At 62.1% G+C, this 17,484-nt stretch carries 19 protein-coding genes; 4 read left to right on the top strand and 15 right to left on the bottom strand.

All coding sequences use genetic code 11. The features are described from left to right. Positions 1-162: 162 nt before the first annotated feature. The 12 genes from rnhA to coxB form a co-directional block, all read right to left on the bottom strand. Positions 163-693, bottom strand: coding sequence for a ribonuclease HI (gene rnhA, locus EOA13_RS07030; protein ID WP_127290848.1), 531 nt, complete (start codon positions 691-693; stop codon positions 163-165). A 10-nt stretch (positions 694-703) separates the two neighbouring features. Next, positions 704-1,666: a homoserine kinase gene (locus tag EOA13_RS07035; protein WP_127290850.1), complete on the bottom strand. Its 963-nt coding sequence runs from the start codon at positions 1,664-1,666 to the stop codon at positions 704-706. Positions 1,667-1,671: 5 nt separating this feature from the next. Further along, positions 1,672-2,682: a 4-hydroxy-3-methylbut-2-enyl diphosphate reductase gene (gene ispH / locus EOA13_RS07040; protein ID WP_023808604.1), complete on the bottom strand. Its 1,011-nt coding sequence runs from the start codon at positions 2,680-2,682 to the stop codon at positions 1,672-1,674. Between the two features lie 71 nt (positions 2,683-2,753). Further along, positions 2,754-3,509, bottom strand: coding sequence for an SURF1 family protein (locus EOA13_RS07045; RefSeq protein ID WP_023808605.1), 756 nt, complete (start codon positions 3,507-3,509; stop codon positions 2,754-2,756). Then, a complete protein-coding gene (locus tag EOA13_RS07050; protein WP_127290852.1) occupies positions 3,506-3,910 on the bottom strand; it encodes a DUF983 domain-containing protein in 405 nt (134 codons plus the stop codon). The genes EOA13_RS07045 and EOA13_RS07050 overlap by 4 nt, the downstream gene beginning before the upstream one ends. A gap of 3 nt (positions 3,911-3,913) precedes the next feature. Continuing rightward, entirely contained in the window at positions 3,914-4,405 is a 492-nt protein-coding gene (locus tag EOA13_RS07055) for a L,D-transpeptidase family protein (protein ID WP_127290854.1), read from the bottom strand. A gap of 92 nt (positions 4,406-4,497) precedes the next feature. After that, complete coding sequence (locus EOA13_RS07060; RefSeq protein WP_127290856.1) at positions 4,498-5,379, bottom strand: cytochrome c oxidase subunit 3; 882 nt, start codon at positions 5,377-5,379, stop codon at positions 4,498-4,500. A gap of 1 nt (position 5,380) precedes the next feature. Then, positions 5,381-6,013: a cytochrome c oxidase assembly protein gene (locus EOA13_RS07065; protein ID WP_127290858.1), complete on the bottom strand. Its 633-nt coding sequence runs from the start codon at positions 6,011-6,013 to the stop codon at positions 5,381-5,383. Then, on the bottom strand, positions 6,013-6,171 hold the full coding sequence (locus EOA13_RS07070) for a hypothetical protein (RefSeq protein WP_013532777.1): 159 nt from the start codon (positions 6,169-6,171) through the stop codon (positions 6,013-6,015). The genes EOA13_RS07065 and EOA13_RS07070 overlap by 1 nt, the downstream gene beginning before the upstream one ends. A gap of 2 nt (positions 6,172-6,173) precedes the next feature. Continuing rightward, complete coding sequence (locus tag EOA13_RS07075; RefSeq protein WP_127290860.1) at positions 6,174-7,118, bottom strand: heme o synthase; 945 nt, start codon at positions 7,116-7,118, stop codon at positions 6,174-6,176. Positions 7,119-7,193: 75 nt separating this feature from the next. Then, positions 7,194-8,846, bottom strand: a complete 1,653-nt coding sequence (gene ctaD, locus EOA13_RS07080) for a cytochrome c oxidase subunit I (protein WP_023808611.1) — start codon at positions 8,844-8,846, stop codon at positions 7,194-7,196. A 37-nt stretch (positions 8,847-8,883) separates the two neighbouring features. Next, positions 8,884-9,900 carry a cytochrome c oxidase subunit II gene (coxB, locus tag EOA13_RS07085; RefSeq protein WP_164780007.1) on the bottom strand — a complete coding sequence of 339 codons (1,017 nt, stop codon included), beginning with the start codon at positions 9,898-9,900 and terminating at the stop codon, positions 8,884-8,886. A 259-nt stretch (positions 9,901-10,159) separates the two neighbouring features. Between coxB and EOA13_RS07090 the strand changes: the two genes are divergently transcribed. Then, a complete protein-coding gene (locus tag EOA13_RS07090; RefSeq protein ID WP_023808613.1) occupies positions 10,160-10,714 on the top strand; it encodes an invasion associated locus B family protein in 555 nt (184 codons plus the stop codon). 157 nt (positions 10,715-10,871) lie between these two features. Continuing rightward, the gene (gene tldD / locus EOA13_RS07095; protein WP_127290864.1) at positions 10,872-12,284 is read left to right on the top strand and encodes a metalloprotease TldD; all 1,413 of its coding nucleotides are present in this window, start codon (positions 10,872-10,874) and stop codon (positions 12,282-12,284) included. Positions 12,285-12,480: 196 nt separating this feature from the next. Here the strand turns inward: tldD and EOA13_RS07100 are convergent, their stop codons facing one another. After that, positions 12,481-13,722, bottom strand: a complete 1,242-nt coding sequence (locus tag EOA13_RS07100) for a class I SAM-dependent RNA methyltransferase (protein ID WP_127290866.1) — start codon at positions 13,720-13,722, stop codon at positions 12,481-12,483. Further along, a complete protein-coding gene (locus EOA13_RS07105; protein WP_127290868.1) occupies positions 13,719-14,483 on the bottom strand; it encodes a TlyA family RNA methyltransferase in 765 nt (254 codons plus the stop codon). Before EOA13_RS07105 ends, EOA13_RS07100 begins: the two co-directional genes overlap by 4 nt. 326 nt (positions 14,484-14,809) lie before the next feature. Here EOA13_RS07105 and EOA13_RS07110 point away from each other — a divergent pair, with 326 nt between their 5' ends. Further along, a complete protein-coding gene (locus tag EOA13_RS07110) occupies positions 14,810-15,805 on the top strand; it encodes a sterol desaturase family protein (protein ID WP_164748752.1) in 996 nt (331 codons plus the stop codon). Positions 15,806-16,071: 266 nt separating this feature from the next. After that, positions 16,072-16,953, top strand: a complete 882-nt coding sequence (locus tag EOA13_RS07115) for a GNAT family N-acetyltransferase (RefSeq protein WP_245490322.1) — start codon at positions 16,072-16,074, stop codon at positions 16,951-16,953. Positions 16,954-17,042: 89 nt separating this feature from the next. On the opposite strand, the gene EOA13_RS07120 is transcribed toward EOA13_RS07115, so the two are convergent. Next, positions 17,043-17,336, bottom strand: coding sequence for a hypothetical protein (locus tag EOA13_RS07120; RefSeq protein ID WP_127290872.1), 294 nt, complete (start codon positions 17,334-17,336; stop codon positions 17,043-17,045). Positions 17,337-17,484: the final 148 nt, after the last annotated feature.

Consider the following 17,484-nt stretch of genomic DNA (forward strand, 5'->3'; position numbering starts at 1 on the left):
CCTTATCGCATTTTGCTCTATGGTAGGAAATATTACTCCCACTCCGTATTCTGGAGCAACTGCGACGCACCTTACGTCCGCTGGACGCTGGTCAAGGCAGCCTGTCGTCGGCCGTCAACCGTTGATAACGCGATGCGCGCCTAACCGCGCCGCTCCGGAAATTCAATAGCTCTGGGTCGAGCGCCGCACTTTCGCGACTGCCGGTTGTTTGGCCGGCGCGGCAGGCTTTGGCGCTGCTGCAGGCCTCAACGGGCCTTTCTTGAACGGCGCCATGCCTTCGCGCGCGAGTTCGTCGGCGCGCTCGTTCTCGACATGGCCGTCATGGCCCTTGACCCAGTTCCAGGTGACCTTGTGGCGCTTGTTGGCCTCGTCGAGCGCCTGCCAGAGTTCACCGTTCTTCACAGGCTTCTTGTCGGCGGTCTTCCAGCCGTTCTTCTTCCAGCCGTGGATCCACTTTGAAATACCGTCCATGACGTACTTGCTGTCGGTGTGAAGGTCGACCGTGCACGGTTCCTTCAGCGCGTTCAGCGCCGAAATGGCGGCCAACAGTTCCATGCGGTTGTTGGTCGTCTCGGCTTCGCCGCCGGAAAGCTCCTTGGTGGTGCCGTTGAAGCGCAGGATCGCGCCCCAGCCGCCGGGGCCGGGATTGCCCGAACAGGCGCCGTCCGTGAAGATCTCAACCTGTTTGCTCATGATACCCATATCAGGCCAATCCATATTCCGAAGACGATTTGATCGCCCGGTGGAACCGCATCCTTCTGATGTATTCGGTCGGATCGCGTTTCATCACCAGCCCGCCATCGGGAACGGTCAACCAGTCGTACAGCCGGGTCAGCATGAAGCGCAACGCCGAACCGCGCGCCAGCATCGGCAGCGCAGCCTTTTCCTGGTCGCACAGAAGCCGGAGGCTCTGGTAGCCGGCGAGCAGCGCCTTGCCCTTTGTGAGATTGAAGGAAAAATCCTTCTCGAAGCACCAGGCGTTGAGACAGGTGGCGACATCGTAGGCGTAGAGGTCGTCGCAGGCGAAATAGAAATCGATCAGGCCGGACAGTTTTTCGCCGAGGAAGAAAACGTTGTCGGGGAAAAGATCGGCATGGATGATGCCTTGCGGCAGGTCTTTGGGCCAGTTGCGCTCGAAATCGGCGAAGTCGGCATCGACCTCGGCGGCTAGGCCCGGCTCGACCTCGTCGGCGCGGGCGCGGGCCGCGTTCCAGAGCTTGCGCCAGCCGTCGATGGCGAGGGCATTCGGACGCGTCATCGAAAAATCGGCGCCGGCCAGATGCAATTGCGCCAGCGCCTTGCCGACCTCGGCACAATGCGTTGCTGTGGGCCGCCGCAACGAAAGCCCTTCCAGGAAGGTGATGATGACCGCCGGCCGGCCGGCGAGCGTGCCGATGACGCTGCCGTCATGCGCGGTCACCGGCAGCGGGCAGGACACGCCCTTGTTGGCGAGATGGCCCATTAGCCCTAGGAAAAACGGCAAATCCGCCTTCTCGACGCGCTTCTCGTAGAGCGTCAGGATGTAGGAGCCGCTGGAGGTGTGCAGCAGAAAGTTCGAGTTCTCGGTACCTTCGGCGATGCCCTTGTAGGACAGGAGATCGCCGACCGGATAGTTTTTCAGCAACGCGCCGAGTTCGCCTTCCGCAACGTCGGTGTAGACCGCCATGTGGCTTACGCGGCTCCATTGACGAAGGCCATGTCGGCCCGCGTCAGTTCGACATCGCGCAATACCCGCATGACCGGAAAATCCTCCGTTTCCGTGGCCGTGATGGCCAGATCGATCGTGACATCGAAGCGCTGCCGGAACGCGTCGATGATCTCGTCGACAATGATTTCGGGCGCCGACGCGCCGGCCGACAGGCCGAGCGTCGAGATGTTGCCGATGTCATTCCACGGAATCTCGGCGGCGCGCTGCACGAGAAGCGACATGGTGGCGCCTGCACGCTCCGCGACTTCGACAAGTCGTCGCGAATTGGAGGAATTCGGCGCGCCGACGATCAGATAGAGATCGGCGCCCGGCGCGGTGTCCTTGACGGCTTCCTGGCGGTTGGTGGTGGCATAGCAGATCGATTCCGCCGCCGGTGCCTGCAGCGCCGGAAAGCGATCCTGCAAGGCGCGGATGATGCCGGCGGTGTCCTCGACCGACAATGTGGTCTGGGTAACGAAGCCGAGCGCCTGCGGATCGGCGGGCGAGAGCTTTGCGGCATCGGCTTCGGTTTCGATCAGCGTCACCGCTCCGTCCGGCAGCTGGCCCATGGTGCCGATCACCTCGGGATGTCCGGCGTGACCAATCAACAGCACATGACGGCCGAGCCGCTGATGGCGCATCGCTTGCTTGTGGACCTTCGACACCAGCGGGCAGGTGGCATCGAGATAGAAGAGATTGCGCGCCTTCGCATCCGCCGGCACCGATTTCGGCACGCCATGCGCCGAGAACACGACGGGCGACTGCCGATGTTCGGCCGGTATCTCGGAGAGTTCCTCGATGAAGACGGCGCCAAGGCTTTGCAGCCCCTCGACGACGTAGCGGTTGTGCACGATCTCATGGCGGACATAGACCGGCGCGCCATATTTCTTCAGCGCCAGCACGACGATCTGGATGGCACGGTCGACACCGGCGCAGAAACCGCGCGGCTGGCAGAGCCGGATCGTCAGAGGTGGTTTGGTGGTTGTCTGAAGCATTAAATTCGGGCCGGTTGATCAAAGCCGAAATGAGGTGCGCACCCCTGCCCTGTCAAGGGCATCAGCCGCGTTCATTCGTCTTTCGCGGGACGGCGAAGCCGCAGGATGAGCACGGCTGCGAGCGCCGCGGCAAGCCCGTACCAAGTCATCGCATATTGCAGATGGCTGTTCGGGAGGTCGATGATGGTGACTCCGCCAACCGGCAAGCCGCCTGGGTTTGGCGTCTTGTCTGCGTCGATGAAAATCGGCACCAGCGCGGCGCCCGCCGGCAGACCGGCGCTCGCAGCCATCACGTCGCGGTCCTTCCAGTAGAAGATGTTCTTCGCCACGTCGTTGTCGGGCAGCATCATCGACGGCTTCGCCGGCAGCGGGTTGCGGGCCAGCCCGGTCACGGTCACTCTGCCAGTCACCTGTCCCTTGGCGCGCTTGGCGGCGTCCTTCAGATCGTAAGGCACGAAGCCGCGATTGATCAGGACGAAGCGGCCGTCGTCGAGCGCCAGCGGCGTGTAGACATTGAAGCCGGCGTCACCTTCCCAGGTTGCGTAGAAATGGCGTTCGCCTTGATGCAGGAACGTGCCGGTGACGGTAACCGGCGTATAATCGACATCCCCGGTGGCGGCGAACTCTTTCTCGACCGCAACCAACGGCAAGGGCGCCGAATGGGTACGCTGGTCGATGGTCTGCAGAAGGCCTTCCTTCCAATACAGGCGCTGCACTTGCCAGGTGCCGAGCACCAGCAGGATCAGGAACAGCATAAGGCCAAGGCCGAGCAGCAATGCCGATCGCGGCCGCGAACGACCGTCAGTTTTAACGGAAGCCTCGCTCATTCGCCGCGATCCAGCCGGCCCTCGGCCGCCTTGTTGCGGTATTGCAGCGTCAGCAGCACGCCCTTGATCAGCCGCAGCGCCGTCAAGCACAGCACAACAGCTAGCGGAATCCAGACCAGCAGATGCAGCCAGAGCGGCGGGCTGAGCGTGACTTCTACCCAGAGCGCCAGGCCGACGATGATAAAGCCGATGATCAGGATCACGAACACCGCCGGCCCGTCGCCGGCATCAGCGTAGGAATAATCGAGGCCGCAATTGACGCATCGCTTGCCGACGGTGAGGAAGCCGGAGAACAACCGCCCCTCGCCGCAACGCGGGCAGCGGCCATGCAGGCCGGCCGAGATTGGATCGATCGGCGGCCAGATCGCCCTATCTTCACTCTTGGAAGAGTCGCCGCTCATTGCCTACCGCTCGATCTCGATCGGTGTGCCATCGGCCACCATCGCCCAGATTTCGTCCATATCGGAGTCCGTAACCGCAATGCAGCCGTCGGTCCAGTCGACCAATTGAAGCAGCCAGCCCCACCAGCCATAACCGTTTGGCTGGCCGTGGATCATGATCATGCCGCCCGCGTCGACATTGCGCGCCTTGGCGGCGGCCTCATCGTCGGCATTGGGGTAGGAAATATGGATCGACCTGTGCGCGATGCTGTTCGGGTTCCGCCAGTCGAGGACATAGTTCCCCTCGGGCGTGCGTTGATCGCCCTCCTGGTGCTTGTGCCCGACAGGATCGCCACCGAGTGCGATGCCGTAGCTGCGCAGGATCTTGGCGTCGCCGATCAGTTCCAGCCGTCGTTCGGCTTTGTGGACACGCACCAGATCCACCTTCTCGCCGGCAAAGGCCGGGAGTGCCGCGATCATCAATGCGCAAATGGCCCGGAAAATTGTCAGCCGCATCGGCTATCGATCAGCGATCATTGCGCCAAAAAAAGGAAGGCGGCCACGTTGCCGCGGCCGCCTTCTCGAAATGGAAATTCCTCAGGCCAGGATCAGTGGCCCTCGATCACCGCGCCGACTGATCCCCAGACGTAGATCGAGGCGAACAGGAAAAGCCAGACCACGTCGACGAAGTGCCAGTACCAGGCGGCCGCCTCGAAGCCGAAATGCTGCTTGGGGGTGAAATCACCCTTCATCGCCCGGATCAGGCAGACCAACAGGAAGATGGTGCCGATGATGACGTGGAAACCGTGGAAGCCGGTCGCCATGAAAAAGGTGGCGCCATAGATGGAATCCTTGAAGGCGAACGGAGCATGCATGTACTCGTAGGCCTGCACCATGGTGAACAGCATGCCGAGGCCAACAGTCAGCAGCAGGCCGTTGATCAGGCCTTTGCGATCGCCATGGATGAGCGAATGGTGCGCCCAGGTCACCGTGGTGCCGGACAGCAGCAGGATGACGGTGTTGTAGAGCGGCAAATGGAAAGGATCGAGAACTTCCATGCCCTTCGGCGGCCAGACACCGCCGGTAAACGCGGTGCGGGCATATTGCTGGGCTTCGCTCGGAAACAGGCTGGCATCGAAATAGGCCCAGAACCAGGCAACGAAGAACATCACCTCAGAGGCGATGAACATGATCATGCCGTAGCGCAGATGCAGCGACACGACACGCGTGTGATGGCCCTCATGCGCTTCCTTGATGGTGTCCGACCACCAGGCGAACATGGTGTAGAGGATGATCACGAGGCCGATGAAGAACAGCCATGGATTGGCGATGTTGAAGCCGAAGATCGGGAACGAGCCGCCCTTCAGGTACTCCATCAGGCAGACGCCGCCAAAGGCGGTGACAAGTGCGCCTACCGATCCCAGGAAAGGCCACGGGCTCGGGTCGACGAGATGATAATCATGCTGTGGTTTTGCGTGCGCGTCTGCCATATCAACCCCCGAGATTTGCTTCGGTATTCGAAATTGTCTTGCTATTGCCCTCGGCCGGCTCCGAGGAGGCGACCGGCTTGGTCTTCTCGACCGGGAACATCGTGTAGGACAGCGTGATCGTCTTCACGTCCTTGAGCTCCGGCACATTGACGATGTCGGGGTCCACGTAGAACAGCACCGGCATGTCCAGCGTCTCCCCGGGCTTCAGCGTCGTGTCGGTGAAGCAGAAGCACTCGACCTTGTTGAAATAGGGACCTGCCAGTTCAGGCTGCACGTTGAAGGTGGCGCGGCCGGTCACGGGACGATCGAACTTGTTGGTCGCCTGATAGTGCGCCTGCACGGTCTCGCCGATCTTCATCGTCATCGAGCGCTGGACCGGCTGGAACTCCCACGGCACGCCAGCGATGTTGGCATCGAAGCGGACAGTGATCTCGCGGTCGAGCACGCGGCCGGCATACTGCTTCTCGGCACGTTGCGTCGTGCCGCCATAGCCGGTGGCCTGGCAAAACATTTTGTAAAGCGGCACCGCGGCATAGGCCATGCCGATCATGCCGGTGAAAAAGGCGAGGCAGACAGCCGCGACGATGACGTTGCCGTTCTTGCCAGCCGCTTTTTTTGAGGTCTCGACGCTCATCACATCGTGCCCAGATTGTGGCCGAACTTCACGATCGTCGCGATGTAGAAAATGACCACCAGCAGCGCCAGCGCCACACCGATGGCGATAGAACGGCTGCGCTGCGCCTTCTTCTGACGCTCGGTCAACGTGACGGTCTCGAGCTTTTCCTCGATCATGGTCATGCTCCACCCATGGCAAGCGCGCGTTCGACAACGCTGTCGGCCAGATAGGCAGCGAAGATGGCGAAGAGATAAAGCAGCGAATAGGCGAACAGGGCCTTGGCCGGTTTCATGACGCGGTCATCGTCGGCCATGCCAAGCACTTTCCACGCGTACCAGACAAAACCGACTCCCAGAAGCAGGGCGGCCACGCCATAGAACGGCGTGGTGTAGCCAAGCAGCCACGGCAGCACGCCGACCGGGGCCAGCACCAGCGCATAGGCGAAGATCTGGCGGCGGGTCGAAGCGTGGCCGGCGACGTTGGGCATCATCGGAATGCCGGCCTTGGCATAGTCCTCGGACTTGAACAGCGCCAGCGCCCAGAAATGCGGCGGCGTCCACAGGAAGATGATCAGGAACAGGACAATGCTTTCGAGGCTGACTGTCCCGGTCACCGCGGCCCAGCCGATCACAGGCGGAATGGCACCGGCGGCCCCGCCGATGACGATGTTCTGCGGCGTCCAGCGCTTCAGCCACATCGTGTAGACGACGGCGTAGAAAAAGATGGTGAAGGCCAGCAGCGTCGCCGCCAGCCAGTTAACCAGCACGCCGAGCGTCATCACCGACAGCACCGACAGCACCAGCCCGAAGGTCAGCGCTTCGTGCGGCTGGATGCGACCGGCCGGGACCGGGCGGGTGGCGGTCCTGGTCATCACCGCATCGATGTCGGCATCGTACCACATGTTGAGCGCGCCGGAGGCACCAGCACCTATTGCAATAGCCAGGATGGCGATCACCGCCAGCAGAGGGTTGATGGTCACGGGTGCGGCGACAAGGCCGACAAAGGCGGTGAACACCACAAGCGACATGACGCGCGGCTTCAGCAGCGCGAAGAAATCGCCCGCCGTCGCTTCCGACATGCGAAAGCCCGCTTCGTCAATCAATGGGTCGTCGACAAGGGCCATGCGTACTTAAGTCCATCATCCGTTGGCCAAAACCGCCGGCGGACCGGCGGTTTCGTATTCGAGCGGGCAGCCGCCTTACTTGATTTTCGGCAGCTGTTCCCACTGGTGGAAGGGCGGCGGCGAAGGCAGCTGCCATTCGAGCGTCGTTGCGCCCTCGCCCCATGGGTTGGCGCCGGCGATCCGCTTCTTCTGGAAGGCCTCGAACACGCCATAGAGGAAGATCAGGACGCCGATGGCCGAGATATAGGAGCCGATGGACGACACATAATTCCAGCCGGCAAACGCATCGGGGTAGTCGATGGTGCGGCGCGGCATGCCGGCGAGACCGAGGAAGTGCTGCGGGAAGAAGATCAGGTTCACGCCGACGAAGGTGACCCAGAAATGGGTGTTGGCGATGACGGGCGAATACATGTAGCCGGTCATCTTCGGGAACCAGTAGTACCAGCCGGCGAAGATGGCGAACACCGCGCCCAGTGACAGCACGTAGTGGAAGTGGGCAATGACGAAATAGGTGTCATGCAGCGAGCGGTCGAGACCGGCATTGGCCAGCTGGACGCCGGTGACGCCGCCGATGGTGAACAGGAAGATGAAGCCCAGCGCCCACAGCATCGGCGTCTTGAACGAAATCGACCCGCCCCACATCGTGGCGATCCAGGAGAAGATCTTCACGCCTGTCGGCACCGCGATGACCATGGTGGCGAAGACGAAATAGCGCTGCGTGTCGAGCGACAGGCCGGTCGTGTACATGTGGTGCGCCCACACGATGAAGCCGACGGCGCCGATCGCCACCATGGCATAGGCCATGCCGAGATAGCCGAACACCGGCTTCCTCGAGAAGGTCGAGATGACGTGGCTGATGATGCCGAAGCCCGGCAGGATCAGGATGTACACTTCAGGGTGACCGAAGAACCAGAACAGGTGCTGGAACAGGATCGGGTCGCCGCCGCCATCCGGCGCAAAGAAGGTGGTGCCGAAATTGCGGTCGGTGAGCAGCATGGTGATGCCGCCGGCCAGAACCGGCAACGACAGCAGGAGCAGGAAGGCGGTGATCAGCACCGACCAGGCAAACAGCGGCATCTTGTGCAGCGTCATGCCAGGCGCGCGCATGTTGAAGATGGTGGTGATGAAGTTGATGGCGCCGAGGATCGACGACGCACCGGCAATGTGGATCGACAGGATCGCCAGATCCATGGCCGGCCCGGGCTGGCCCGAGGTCGACAGCGGCGGATAGAGCGTCCAGCCGCCACCGACGCCGAAGGCGCCCGGCGCGCTCGGCACGAACATCGAGGTGAGCAGCAGGATGAAGGCCGGCGGCAGCAGCCAGAAGGAGATGTTGTTCATGCGCGGGAACGCCATGTCGGGCGCACCGATCATGATCGGCACCATCCAGTTGGCAAAACCGCCGATCAGCGCCGGCATGACCATGAAGAAGATCATGATCAGGGCGTGCGCGGTGGCGAAGGCATTGTACATGCTCTTGCCGCCGTCGATCGCGGCGTCACCGTTCATGCCGTAGACCATCTGCGCCAGACCGCTGAAGATCTGGATGCCGGGCTCCTGCAGCTCCATGCGGATGGCGACCGACAAGGCACCGCCGATGATGCCGGCCATGATCGCGAAGATCAGGTAGAGCGTGCCGATGTCCTTGTGGTTGGTCGAATAAACCCAGCGCACCCAGCCGTGATAAGGCTTGTGGTCGTGCCCGTCGTGAGCTGCAGCGTCTGCCATATTCCGCTCCGTTCCCTAAATCTTGCTAACCGCGGCATCAGTTGCCGGCGGCCGCTACCTTGTTCTGGCCATTGACCTCGGCCATCAGCGTCTTGTTGGCGCCGGGCAGATCGGTCTTGGCTGCCGCCAGCCAGGTCTTGAACTGCGCATCGGAGACGACGCGGATGGCGATCGGCATGAAGGCATGATCCTTGCCGCAGAGCTGCGAGCACTGGCCGTAAAAAATACCTTCCTTCTCCGCCTTGAACCAGGTCTCGTTGGTGCGGCCCGGAATGGCATCGATCTTGATACCGAACGACGGCATGGCAAAGGAGTGGATCACGTCGGTCGCGGTGACGAGCACGCGGGTCATGGTGTTGACCGGCACCACCAGTTCGTTGTCGACGGCCAGCAGGCGCGGATAGACCTTGCGGTCCTCCTTGCCGGCGCCGGCCCGATCACCGTCCTGGAGGATCGCGGAGTTGAAGGAGAGCGTGTTTTCGGTCTGGTACTCGTAGTCCCAGTTCCACTGGTTGCCGGTCGCCTTGACGGTCAGCTTTGCTTCTTCCGGCGGCGTATATTGCGCGGTCAGCAACTGGAACGAGGGAATAGCCAGGCAAAGCAGGATGACGACCGGACCGACAGTCCAGATCACCTCGATCAGCGTGTTGTGGCTGGTCTTGGACGGAACCGGGTTCGCGCTCGCACGAAATCTGACGATGCAATAGGCGAGCAGAAGCAGCACCAGGATGGTGATCGGGACGATGAACCACATGGTGTAGTTCCCGAACCACTCGATCTGCCGCATCATGTCGGTCGCCGGCGCCTGGAAGGTTGTCTCCCAGTTCTTGGGCTGGTCGGCATGGGCGGATGCGCCGGCGAAAAACGTGATAGCGGCACAAGCACTTAGAAACTTGGCACTTGCTGGAACCTTGGCGTTTGCCAGGAAATTTCTCATCGCCCTCATCGTCTCCCAGTTCCTCGCTGCGGTACCCACGAGAATAACGAACAATGCCGGGACGGGAATCCCGACAGTTTCAAGCTGGTTCAAACCATACTCTTTTTCCCTCCGCAAGAAAGGAGCGGACGAAACCGTGCGGCATTTTTGCGCGCAAGCCCGGATGTGCCTTTGGCGGCAGCCGCGGCAGCACCGAATCGCCTACAGTGAGCCCGTAGCAGCATTCCCGCGGGCCGCAGGTGCCGAACGTCGCAATTCGGGCGAAATTGGCAGGGAAAAGCGCCCTATTGGCTTTTTCGGGGCAGACCTGGTGCGGTCTCGTCCTTTACTTGGCTTTGGCGCGGCTTAAAGTGCCGTGATTCGCAATGGAGCCGTCATGAATTACTGGCTTTCGAGAAACTCTCGGTTTTCGAGAAACTGGGCGAAGGTCATCTTTCTCGCCGCCCTGTCTGGCATCGGCTTGTCCGCGATCGTGTCCGGCACGGCCAACGCCGCGCAGCCGAGCGGCACCGTGCGCTCGACGCATGGCGCATGGTCGATCATCTGCGACACACCGGCCGGCGCCACCTCGGAACAATGCGTGATGATGCAGAACGTCGTCGCCGAGGACCGTCCCGAGATGGGACTGTCGGTCGTCGTGCTGCGCACCGCTGACAACAAAGCGGAGATCCTGCGCGTGCTGGCGCCGCTCGGCGTGCTTTTGCCCAACGGGCTCGGCCTCAATGTCGACGGCAAGGATATCGGCCGCGCCTATTTCGTGCGCTGCTTCCAGGACGGCTGCTATGCCGAGGTCATTCTCGAAAAGCCGCTTCTCGACACGCTGAAGACCGGCACGTCGGCCACCTTCATCGTCTTCCAGACCCCGGAAGAAGGCATCGGCATCCCGGTCGACCTCAAGGGTTTTGCCGACGGCTTCGCCGCGCTCCCCTGACAGCCCGGCGACATCACCGACTTCATCAACCAGAAGTGACATCGGCCGGCTGCTGGCAAACCGCTTTTGTCTTCACAATGCGGCAGAACGATTGTCTCGGTGCACCTTCGCGCCTACATCGTGGCAAAGACCCATTCCTCCTGTGAACGGACGCGCCATGAACAGCCTGATCGGCCAATTCGACATTTCAGACGATCGCATCAAGCAGATCGTCGCTGAGACCATCAACGGCGCCGATGACGGCGAGCTGTTCCTCGAATACAGCGAGAGCGAAGCGCTGATGTTCGACAACGGCCGGCTGAAGACCGCCAACTTCAACACCGACCAAGGGTTTGGTCTGCGTGCGGTTGCCGGCGAAGCCAGCGGCTATGCCCATTCCAGTGACCTGTCCGAGGCCTCGCTGCTGCGCGCGGCCGATGCCGTTTCGACCGTCAAGGGCGGCTATTCCGGCACGCTTGCCGCGGCACCCGCCCGCACCAACCGCCATCTCTATGGCGAAGAGAACCCGATCCCCTCGCCTTCCTTCGAGGCCAAGGCAAAGCTCTTGCAGGAAATCGATGCTTGGCTGCGCGCCGAGGATCCGCGCGTGCGGCAGGTTTCGGCATCGCTCGCCGCATCCTGGCAGCATGTCGAGATCGTGCGCGCTGATGGCCAAATGGTGCGCGACATCCGCCCGCTGGTCCGCATCAACGTCTCCGTCGTGGTCGGCGATGGTGACCGCCAGGAGAGCGGCTCCTACGGCATGGGCGGCCGCAAGGCGTTTGGCGAATTCCTGGTCGAGGACAGCTGGAAGCACGCCGCCAAGGAGGCGCTCAGGCAAGCTCTGGTCAATCTCGAGGCCATACCGGCCCCGGCCGGCACTTTCGACATCGTCTTGTCCAGCGGCTGGCCGGGCGTCATGCTGCACGAGGCCGTCGGCCATGGGCTGGAAGGCGATTTTAACCGCAAGAAGACCTCGGCCTTCGCCGGTCTGCTGGGCCAGCAGGTCGCCGCCAAGGGGGTGACCGTCGTCGACGACGGCACGATGTCCGAGCGGCGCGGCTCGCTGACCGTCGACGACGAAGGCACGCCTTCGGCCCGAAATGTGCTGATCGAAGACGGCAAGCTGGTCGGCTACATGCAGGATCGCCAGAACGCCCGGCTGATGGGCATGAAGGCAACCGGCAACGGCCGCCGCGAAGGCTACGCACACCAGCCGATGCCGCGCATGACCAACACCTATATGACATCAGGCGACATGGAGCCGGACGAAATCATCGCCTCGGTCAAGACCGGCATCTATGCCGTCTCCTTCGGTGGAGGCCAGGTCGACATCACCTCGGGCAAATTCGTGTTCGGCTGCACCGAGGCCTACATGATCGAGAACGGCAAGGTGACGCAGCCGATCAAGGGCGCGATGCTGATAGGCAACGGCCCGGACGCCATGCACCGCGTGTCGATGATCGGCAACGACATGAAGCTCGACACCGGCATCGGCATGTGCGGCAAGGCCGGACAGGGCGTGCCCGTCGGCGTCGGCCAGCCGCATCTGCGCATGAATCAGATGACGGTCGGCGGCACGCGGGTCTGATGCGATGGCCACTGGAGAAAAATCCGTTGCCTCCAGTTCAACCGACGATCAGGTCACACGGCCTGCTCCAGTCTTTCCCCAACGCGACCCGAGGATGTGTTCGGGTCGCTGCCCAACAGAGGCAAGTCGGAAACATTGAGAGAAATGGAAACGGGCGTGCTCGCGGAAGCACGGCGTCGCCAAACCAGCGAATGATCTACCGCCTCTTCTTCGGCTTCTCCAGCAGCGCCACTGCCTCGACATGCGGCGACCACAGGAACTGGTCGATCGGGGTGACGCTTTTCAAGGTGTAGCCACCGTCGAGCAGGATGCGCAAATCCCGCGCGAGCGTCACCGGATTGCAGGACACCGCCGCAACGTAGGGAACATCCGAGCGGGCGATCTGCTTCGACTGGTCCTCGGCGCCGGCGCGTGGCGGATCGAACACCAGACCGTCGAACGCATTCAACTCCTTGAACGTCAGCGGCCGGCGGAACAGGTCGCGGCGTTCGCCCGTCACCCGCTTCAGGCCAGTGGCGAAGCGTGATCCCCGGTCGAGCGCCGAAAGGGCTGCCGCATCACCCTCCACCGCATGGACTTCAGACTTCGCGGCCAGGCGCAGAGCAAAACTGCCGCAACCGGCGAAAAGATCCGCCACCTTCTTGGCACGATTCAGATGCCCGCCGACGATATCGGCCATCGCCTGTTCGGCGGCCTCGGTTGCCTGCAGGAACGCGCCCGGGGGCAAGGCGACAGCGACGCTGCCGAACATGACGACCGGCTTCCTCGGCTCGATGATGATTTCGTCATCGATGGATAGCCTGGCAAAGTCCTGCGCCATGACGAAATTGGCCGCGATACGGCGCTGGTGCTCGCCGAGCTTGCCGGATTCGTGAACCGCGACATCGAGCCCCGAACCGGTCACGGTGACCGTCATGCGGAACGATTTGGTGGTGGCGCAGACCAATTCGGCCAGCGCCCTCAAGCGATCGAGCGAAGCGACGATCTCCGGCAGCGAGATCGGGCATTCCGATATGGCGATGATCTCTGGCGACAGATGGCGATGGAAGCCGAGCAGCATGCCTGTATCGGTGCGGCGGGCGGCAAGCACGACACGGCGGCGCGTCTGCGGCGCGCAGGCGACCAGTTCGCCGATCTCGCAATCGATGCCCTTGCCCTTCAAGGCGTGCGCCACCTTTTCGCGTTTCCACTGGCGATAGGCTTCGGCTTCGAAATGCTGGAGCGCGCAACCGCCGCATTCGGTAAAATGGCGGCAGGCGGGATCGATGCGAAGCGGCGATGCTTCCAGCACCGCCATCAGCATGGCGCGCTCCCTTTCGCGCGCGGCGGTGACCGTTTCACCGGGCAGTGTGAAGGGAATGAACAGATCGCCTGTCTCGGTTTCGGCGATACCGTCGCCCTGAGCGCCAAGTTTCCTGATGCTGAAGCGCGCGCTCATCGGTCCTTGATCCCACCGAGCAGGAATTCGCGATTGCCGTCGCCGCCCTCGATCGGCGACAAATGCAACCCCAGCGAACGCCAGCCGGGAACGGAGTCCAGCCAATCCTGCAGCAGGCCGGCGACACGGGAGGCGTCGTAGGGGTCTTTCAACAGACCACCCTTGCCGATCGCATCACGGCCCGCCTCGAATTGCGGCTTGACCAGAAACATGGCCTTGGCGCCAGCCTTCGCCAGACCAAGCGCCGGCGGCAGCGCCAGTTTCAGCGAGATGAAGCTGACGTCGGACACGATGAAATCCGGAATACGCCCGCTGAGATCGGCGAGGGCGAGGTCGCGGGCGTTCAGCCCTTCGATCACCGTCACACGCGGGTCGCCGCCGATATCAGGATGCATCTGGCCATGACCGACATCGACGGCGGTGACATGGGCCACACCGCGCTCGAGCAACACCTGGGTGAAGCCGCCGGTCGAGGCGCCGATGTCGAGCGCTTCGCGGCCGGCAGGGTCAAGGCCGAAATGATCGAGCCCACCGATCAGCTTGAGTGCCGCGCGCGACACATAGCCTTGCGCCGGATCATCGATGGTAACGTGGGATTGCGGCAAAACGCTCTGGCCGGGCTTGCGCGCAATGACGCCGTCGACGGTCACCGTGCCGCGCTCGACCGCGTCGCGGGCACGTGAGCGGCTGGCAAACAGCCCGCGCTGGACGAGGAGGTCGTCGAGCCGCTGGCGTGCGCTGGCTGGCAGAGGGGAATTCATCGGCCTTCATGGCGAAAGCGGACGACGATGGCAAGAGCGCCGGCTGGAAGCATTTCGTCTCCCGTTCCCATCATCACGCCCAGCATCTTGGACCGCGACGATGGTGAGGCGTTCCGTCCCGCCGACCATCCTTATGAATATCCATGCGTTACGCCCGTTGAGACGGATGACCGCCGAAGCATGGGGCCTCGCCGCCTGCGGATAAATACCAAACACCTAGAAAGCCTCATGATTTCTTAACCAATTTTCATCGCATTTGCTTGAGGACTTCAATGTTATGACCGCGACGACCGGAAAACCCGGATGGAGAGGCGGTAACCTTGGAAATGGCCAGCGATATCGTCTACAAGGTTCTTGACCGGATTTCCGGCGCCGGCCTGCTGGCGACCGGACTTCTGTTGCTGACTGCTTTGGTCAGCGCCCTGGTCGCCTACTGGCGCACGGTCGAGAAAAAGAGCTGGAAAGAGTTCTTCGAGTTCGCAGTCCCGCATGAGGTCATCACGCACCCTTCGGCGAAAGCCGACCTTTTGTTCTGGGTGACGCGGAAGGCGCTGATGCCATTCCTCATGCTGCCCGCCGGCGTCGTCTTCGTCAGCGCCGTCGGCTATGCGACGAACTGGTTGCTCTCCACGCTGCTGGCAATCCAGCCGCCCCTGATCGAAGGGCCGGCAGGGCCGGTGACGGTGACGATCTTCACCATCACCATGCTGCTTGCCTACGACATCTCGTACTATCTCTATCACGTCGCCCAGCACCGCTACCCGGTGCTCTGGGAACTGCACAAGGTCCACCATTCGGCCGAGGTGATGGTTGGCATCACCAAGGATCGCGTCCACCCGCTCGACGAATTGATGAACCGGGCCTGGGACGGTGTGATTCCCGGCATCTGCTTCGGCATCTGGTCGCTGGTGTCGCTGAACCTCGTCGAGCTGACGGTCTTCGGCGTCAACGTCTACATCATACGCAACATCCTGATGATGGATTTCGTCAGGCACACGCATTTCAAGATCTCGTTCGGGCCGTTGAACAATCTGATCCTGTGCCCGCACTGGCATCAGTTGCACCACAGCACCGACCCGCGCCACTACGACAAGAACTTCGGGCTGCTCTTCTCGTTCTGGGATCGGCTCTTCGGAACTCTGTGCGTCCCGAGACCCGACGAGGACTTCAAGTTCGGTTTGATCGAACGCAACGTGCGCGACTACCAGTCGCTCGCAGGCCTCTATGTCCTGCCGCTGAAGCGGATGTGGCGGCAGATCGCCAGACATTTCCGCACCGACAAGCCCGAGCCACAGCAATCGCCGCAAAGGGGGAAGCCATGAACGGACCCGCCGTGTTCCGGATGCCGCAAACGCACCGGATCGAAATTGCGACCTCGCCAGCGCGACTGGCAGAAATCGCGCCCGCCTGGGCAGCGCTCTGGCAACGCGCCGGCGGCCTCGTTTTCCAGCATCCCGACTGGATCTCGGCCTGGTGGCACACCACACCGCATCAGGACCGTCGCGGTCTCAGGATCGGCCTGGTCTGGAGCGGCGAGCGCCTCGAGGCCGTCATTGCGCTCGCGACCTTCTGGCGCTCGGGCATCCGTATGCTGGAATGGGCGGCGAAAGATCACTGCGACTATGGCGATGTCCTGCTTGCTCCCGATGCCGAGCCACAGATCCTGCCGCAACTCTGGCAACATATCCTCGACGATGGCGGCTTCGATCTTGCCTACCTCAATCGTCTGTTGCCCGATGCCCGATTTCGGACCCTGCTCGGTCCCGCCGCCCCAGGCCAAGACAATATCTTGCAGCCAAGCCACCGCAGCGAGGTCAGCTATCGAGTTTCCGGCGCCGGGCAACGCGGCGCACAATGGTTTGAAAGCCAGTCGAAGAAAACCCGGCAAAACTATCGCCGTGGCTACAAATTCATGGAGGAAGGCGGCGCGCTGCGTTTCCGCCTGATGGATGCGCACGAAGCCCGCGAGCCGGTGCTGGAGCGCGTCGCGGCGCTGAAGCGGGTATGGCTTGCAAAACACGGCCGCGTTTCGGACCTCTTCGACGAAGGTTCCCCCGCGCTGGCGGCACTCATATCCGTTCTGGCCAAGCTTGGATTGCTGCGCATCTTCGTGCTCGAACGCGAAGACGAGATCATCGCCATATCGATCAATTTCGAGCAGCATGGAACGATGATGGCTTTCGTCACCACCTATGATCCGGCCTTCGAACGGGCCTCGCCGGGCATGGTCTTGATGATGGATTACATCCAGTGGTCGTTTGACCGGGGCTTGACCACGATCGATTTTCTCTGCGGGGGCGAGGATTTCAAGCGCCGCTTTGCGACGCATTCGGTGACGTTGTCGTCAGTGGTGGGTGGACGAAACCTGCGCGGACGCCTAGCCGCCCTGGCAGACCGCGCCCGCCACGCGGCGCAATCCTGGCGCCCCGAGAAACCGGCGCAACAAGCGGAGTTGGTGGCGGCGGAGTAGCATTGCCAGCGCCTTCTTAGATCACCCGCACAGCGGCAAGCACATTGAAACGATCGGGCAATCCCGATCAAGGCTTGCTGCTCTCCAGCTCAGAATACGCTTCGCGGAACCGGACGCTCGACGGCTGGAGACAACCCATCCTCACGCCCTCCTGAAGCTTGCTCGCGTGCAGGCTCGATGGCAACCGCAGGCGCGGGAACAGGGGCCGGCAGAACCACCAGTTGCGGCACCTGCTTGAATGAAAAGCCGCCGCGGATGTCGCCCATCTTGCCAGCGATGATGCCCATCGCCGCCTTTTCGAGGCTGCGATCATAGCGCGTTTCGGCTGTGGCCGGCGCGACGATGACGGCGCAAAGCGCTGCACCGCACAGAAGCGTTTTCATTGTTCTTGTCTCCCTGCCTGATCACGATCTAGCAGGGCGCCATTGAAAAACGGCCAACAGACACGGTAAGCAAAGCGCCAAACGTCAGCGTAAACAACGCGTTAAGATCGTTGGACGGCAAACCGATTCAAGTCATTGAGACTTTGAT

The organism is Mesorhizobium sp. M7A.F.Ca.US.011.01.1.1 (genome assembly GCF_003998295.1).
Taxonomy (GTDB): Bacteria; Pseudomonadota; Alphaproteobacteria; order Rhizobiales; family Rhizobiaceae; genus Mesorhizobium.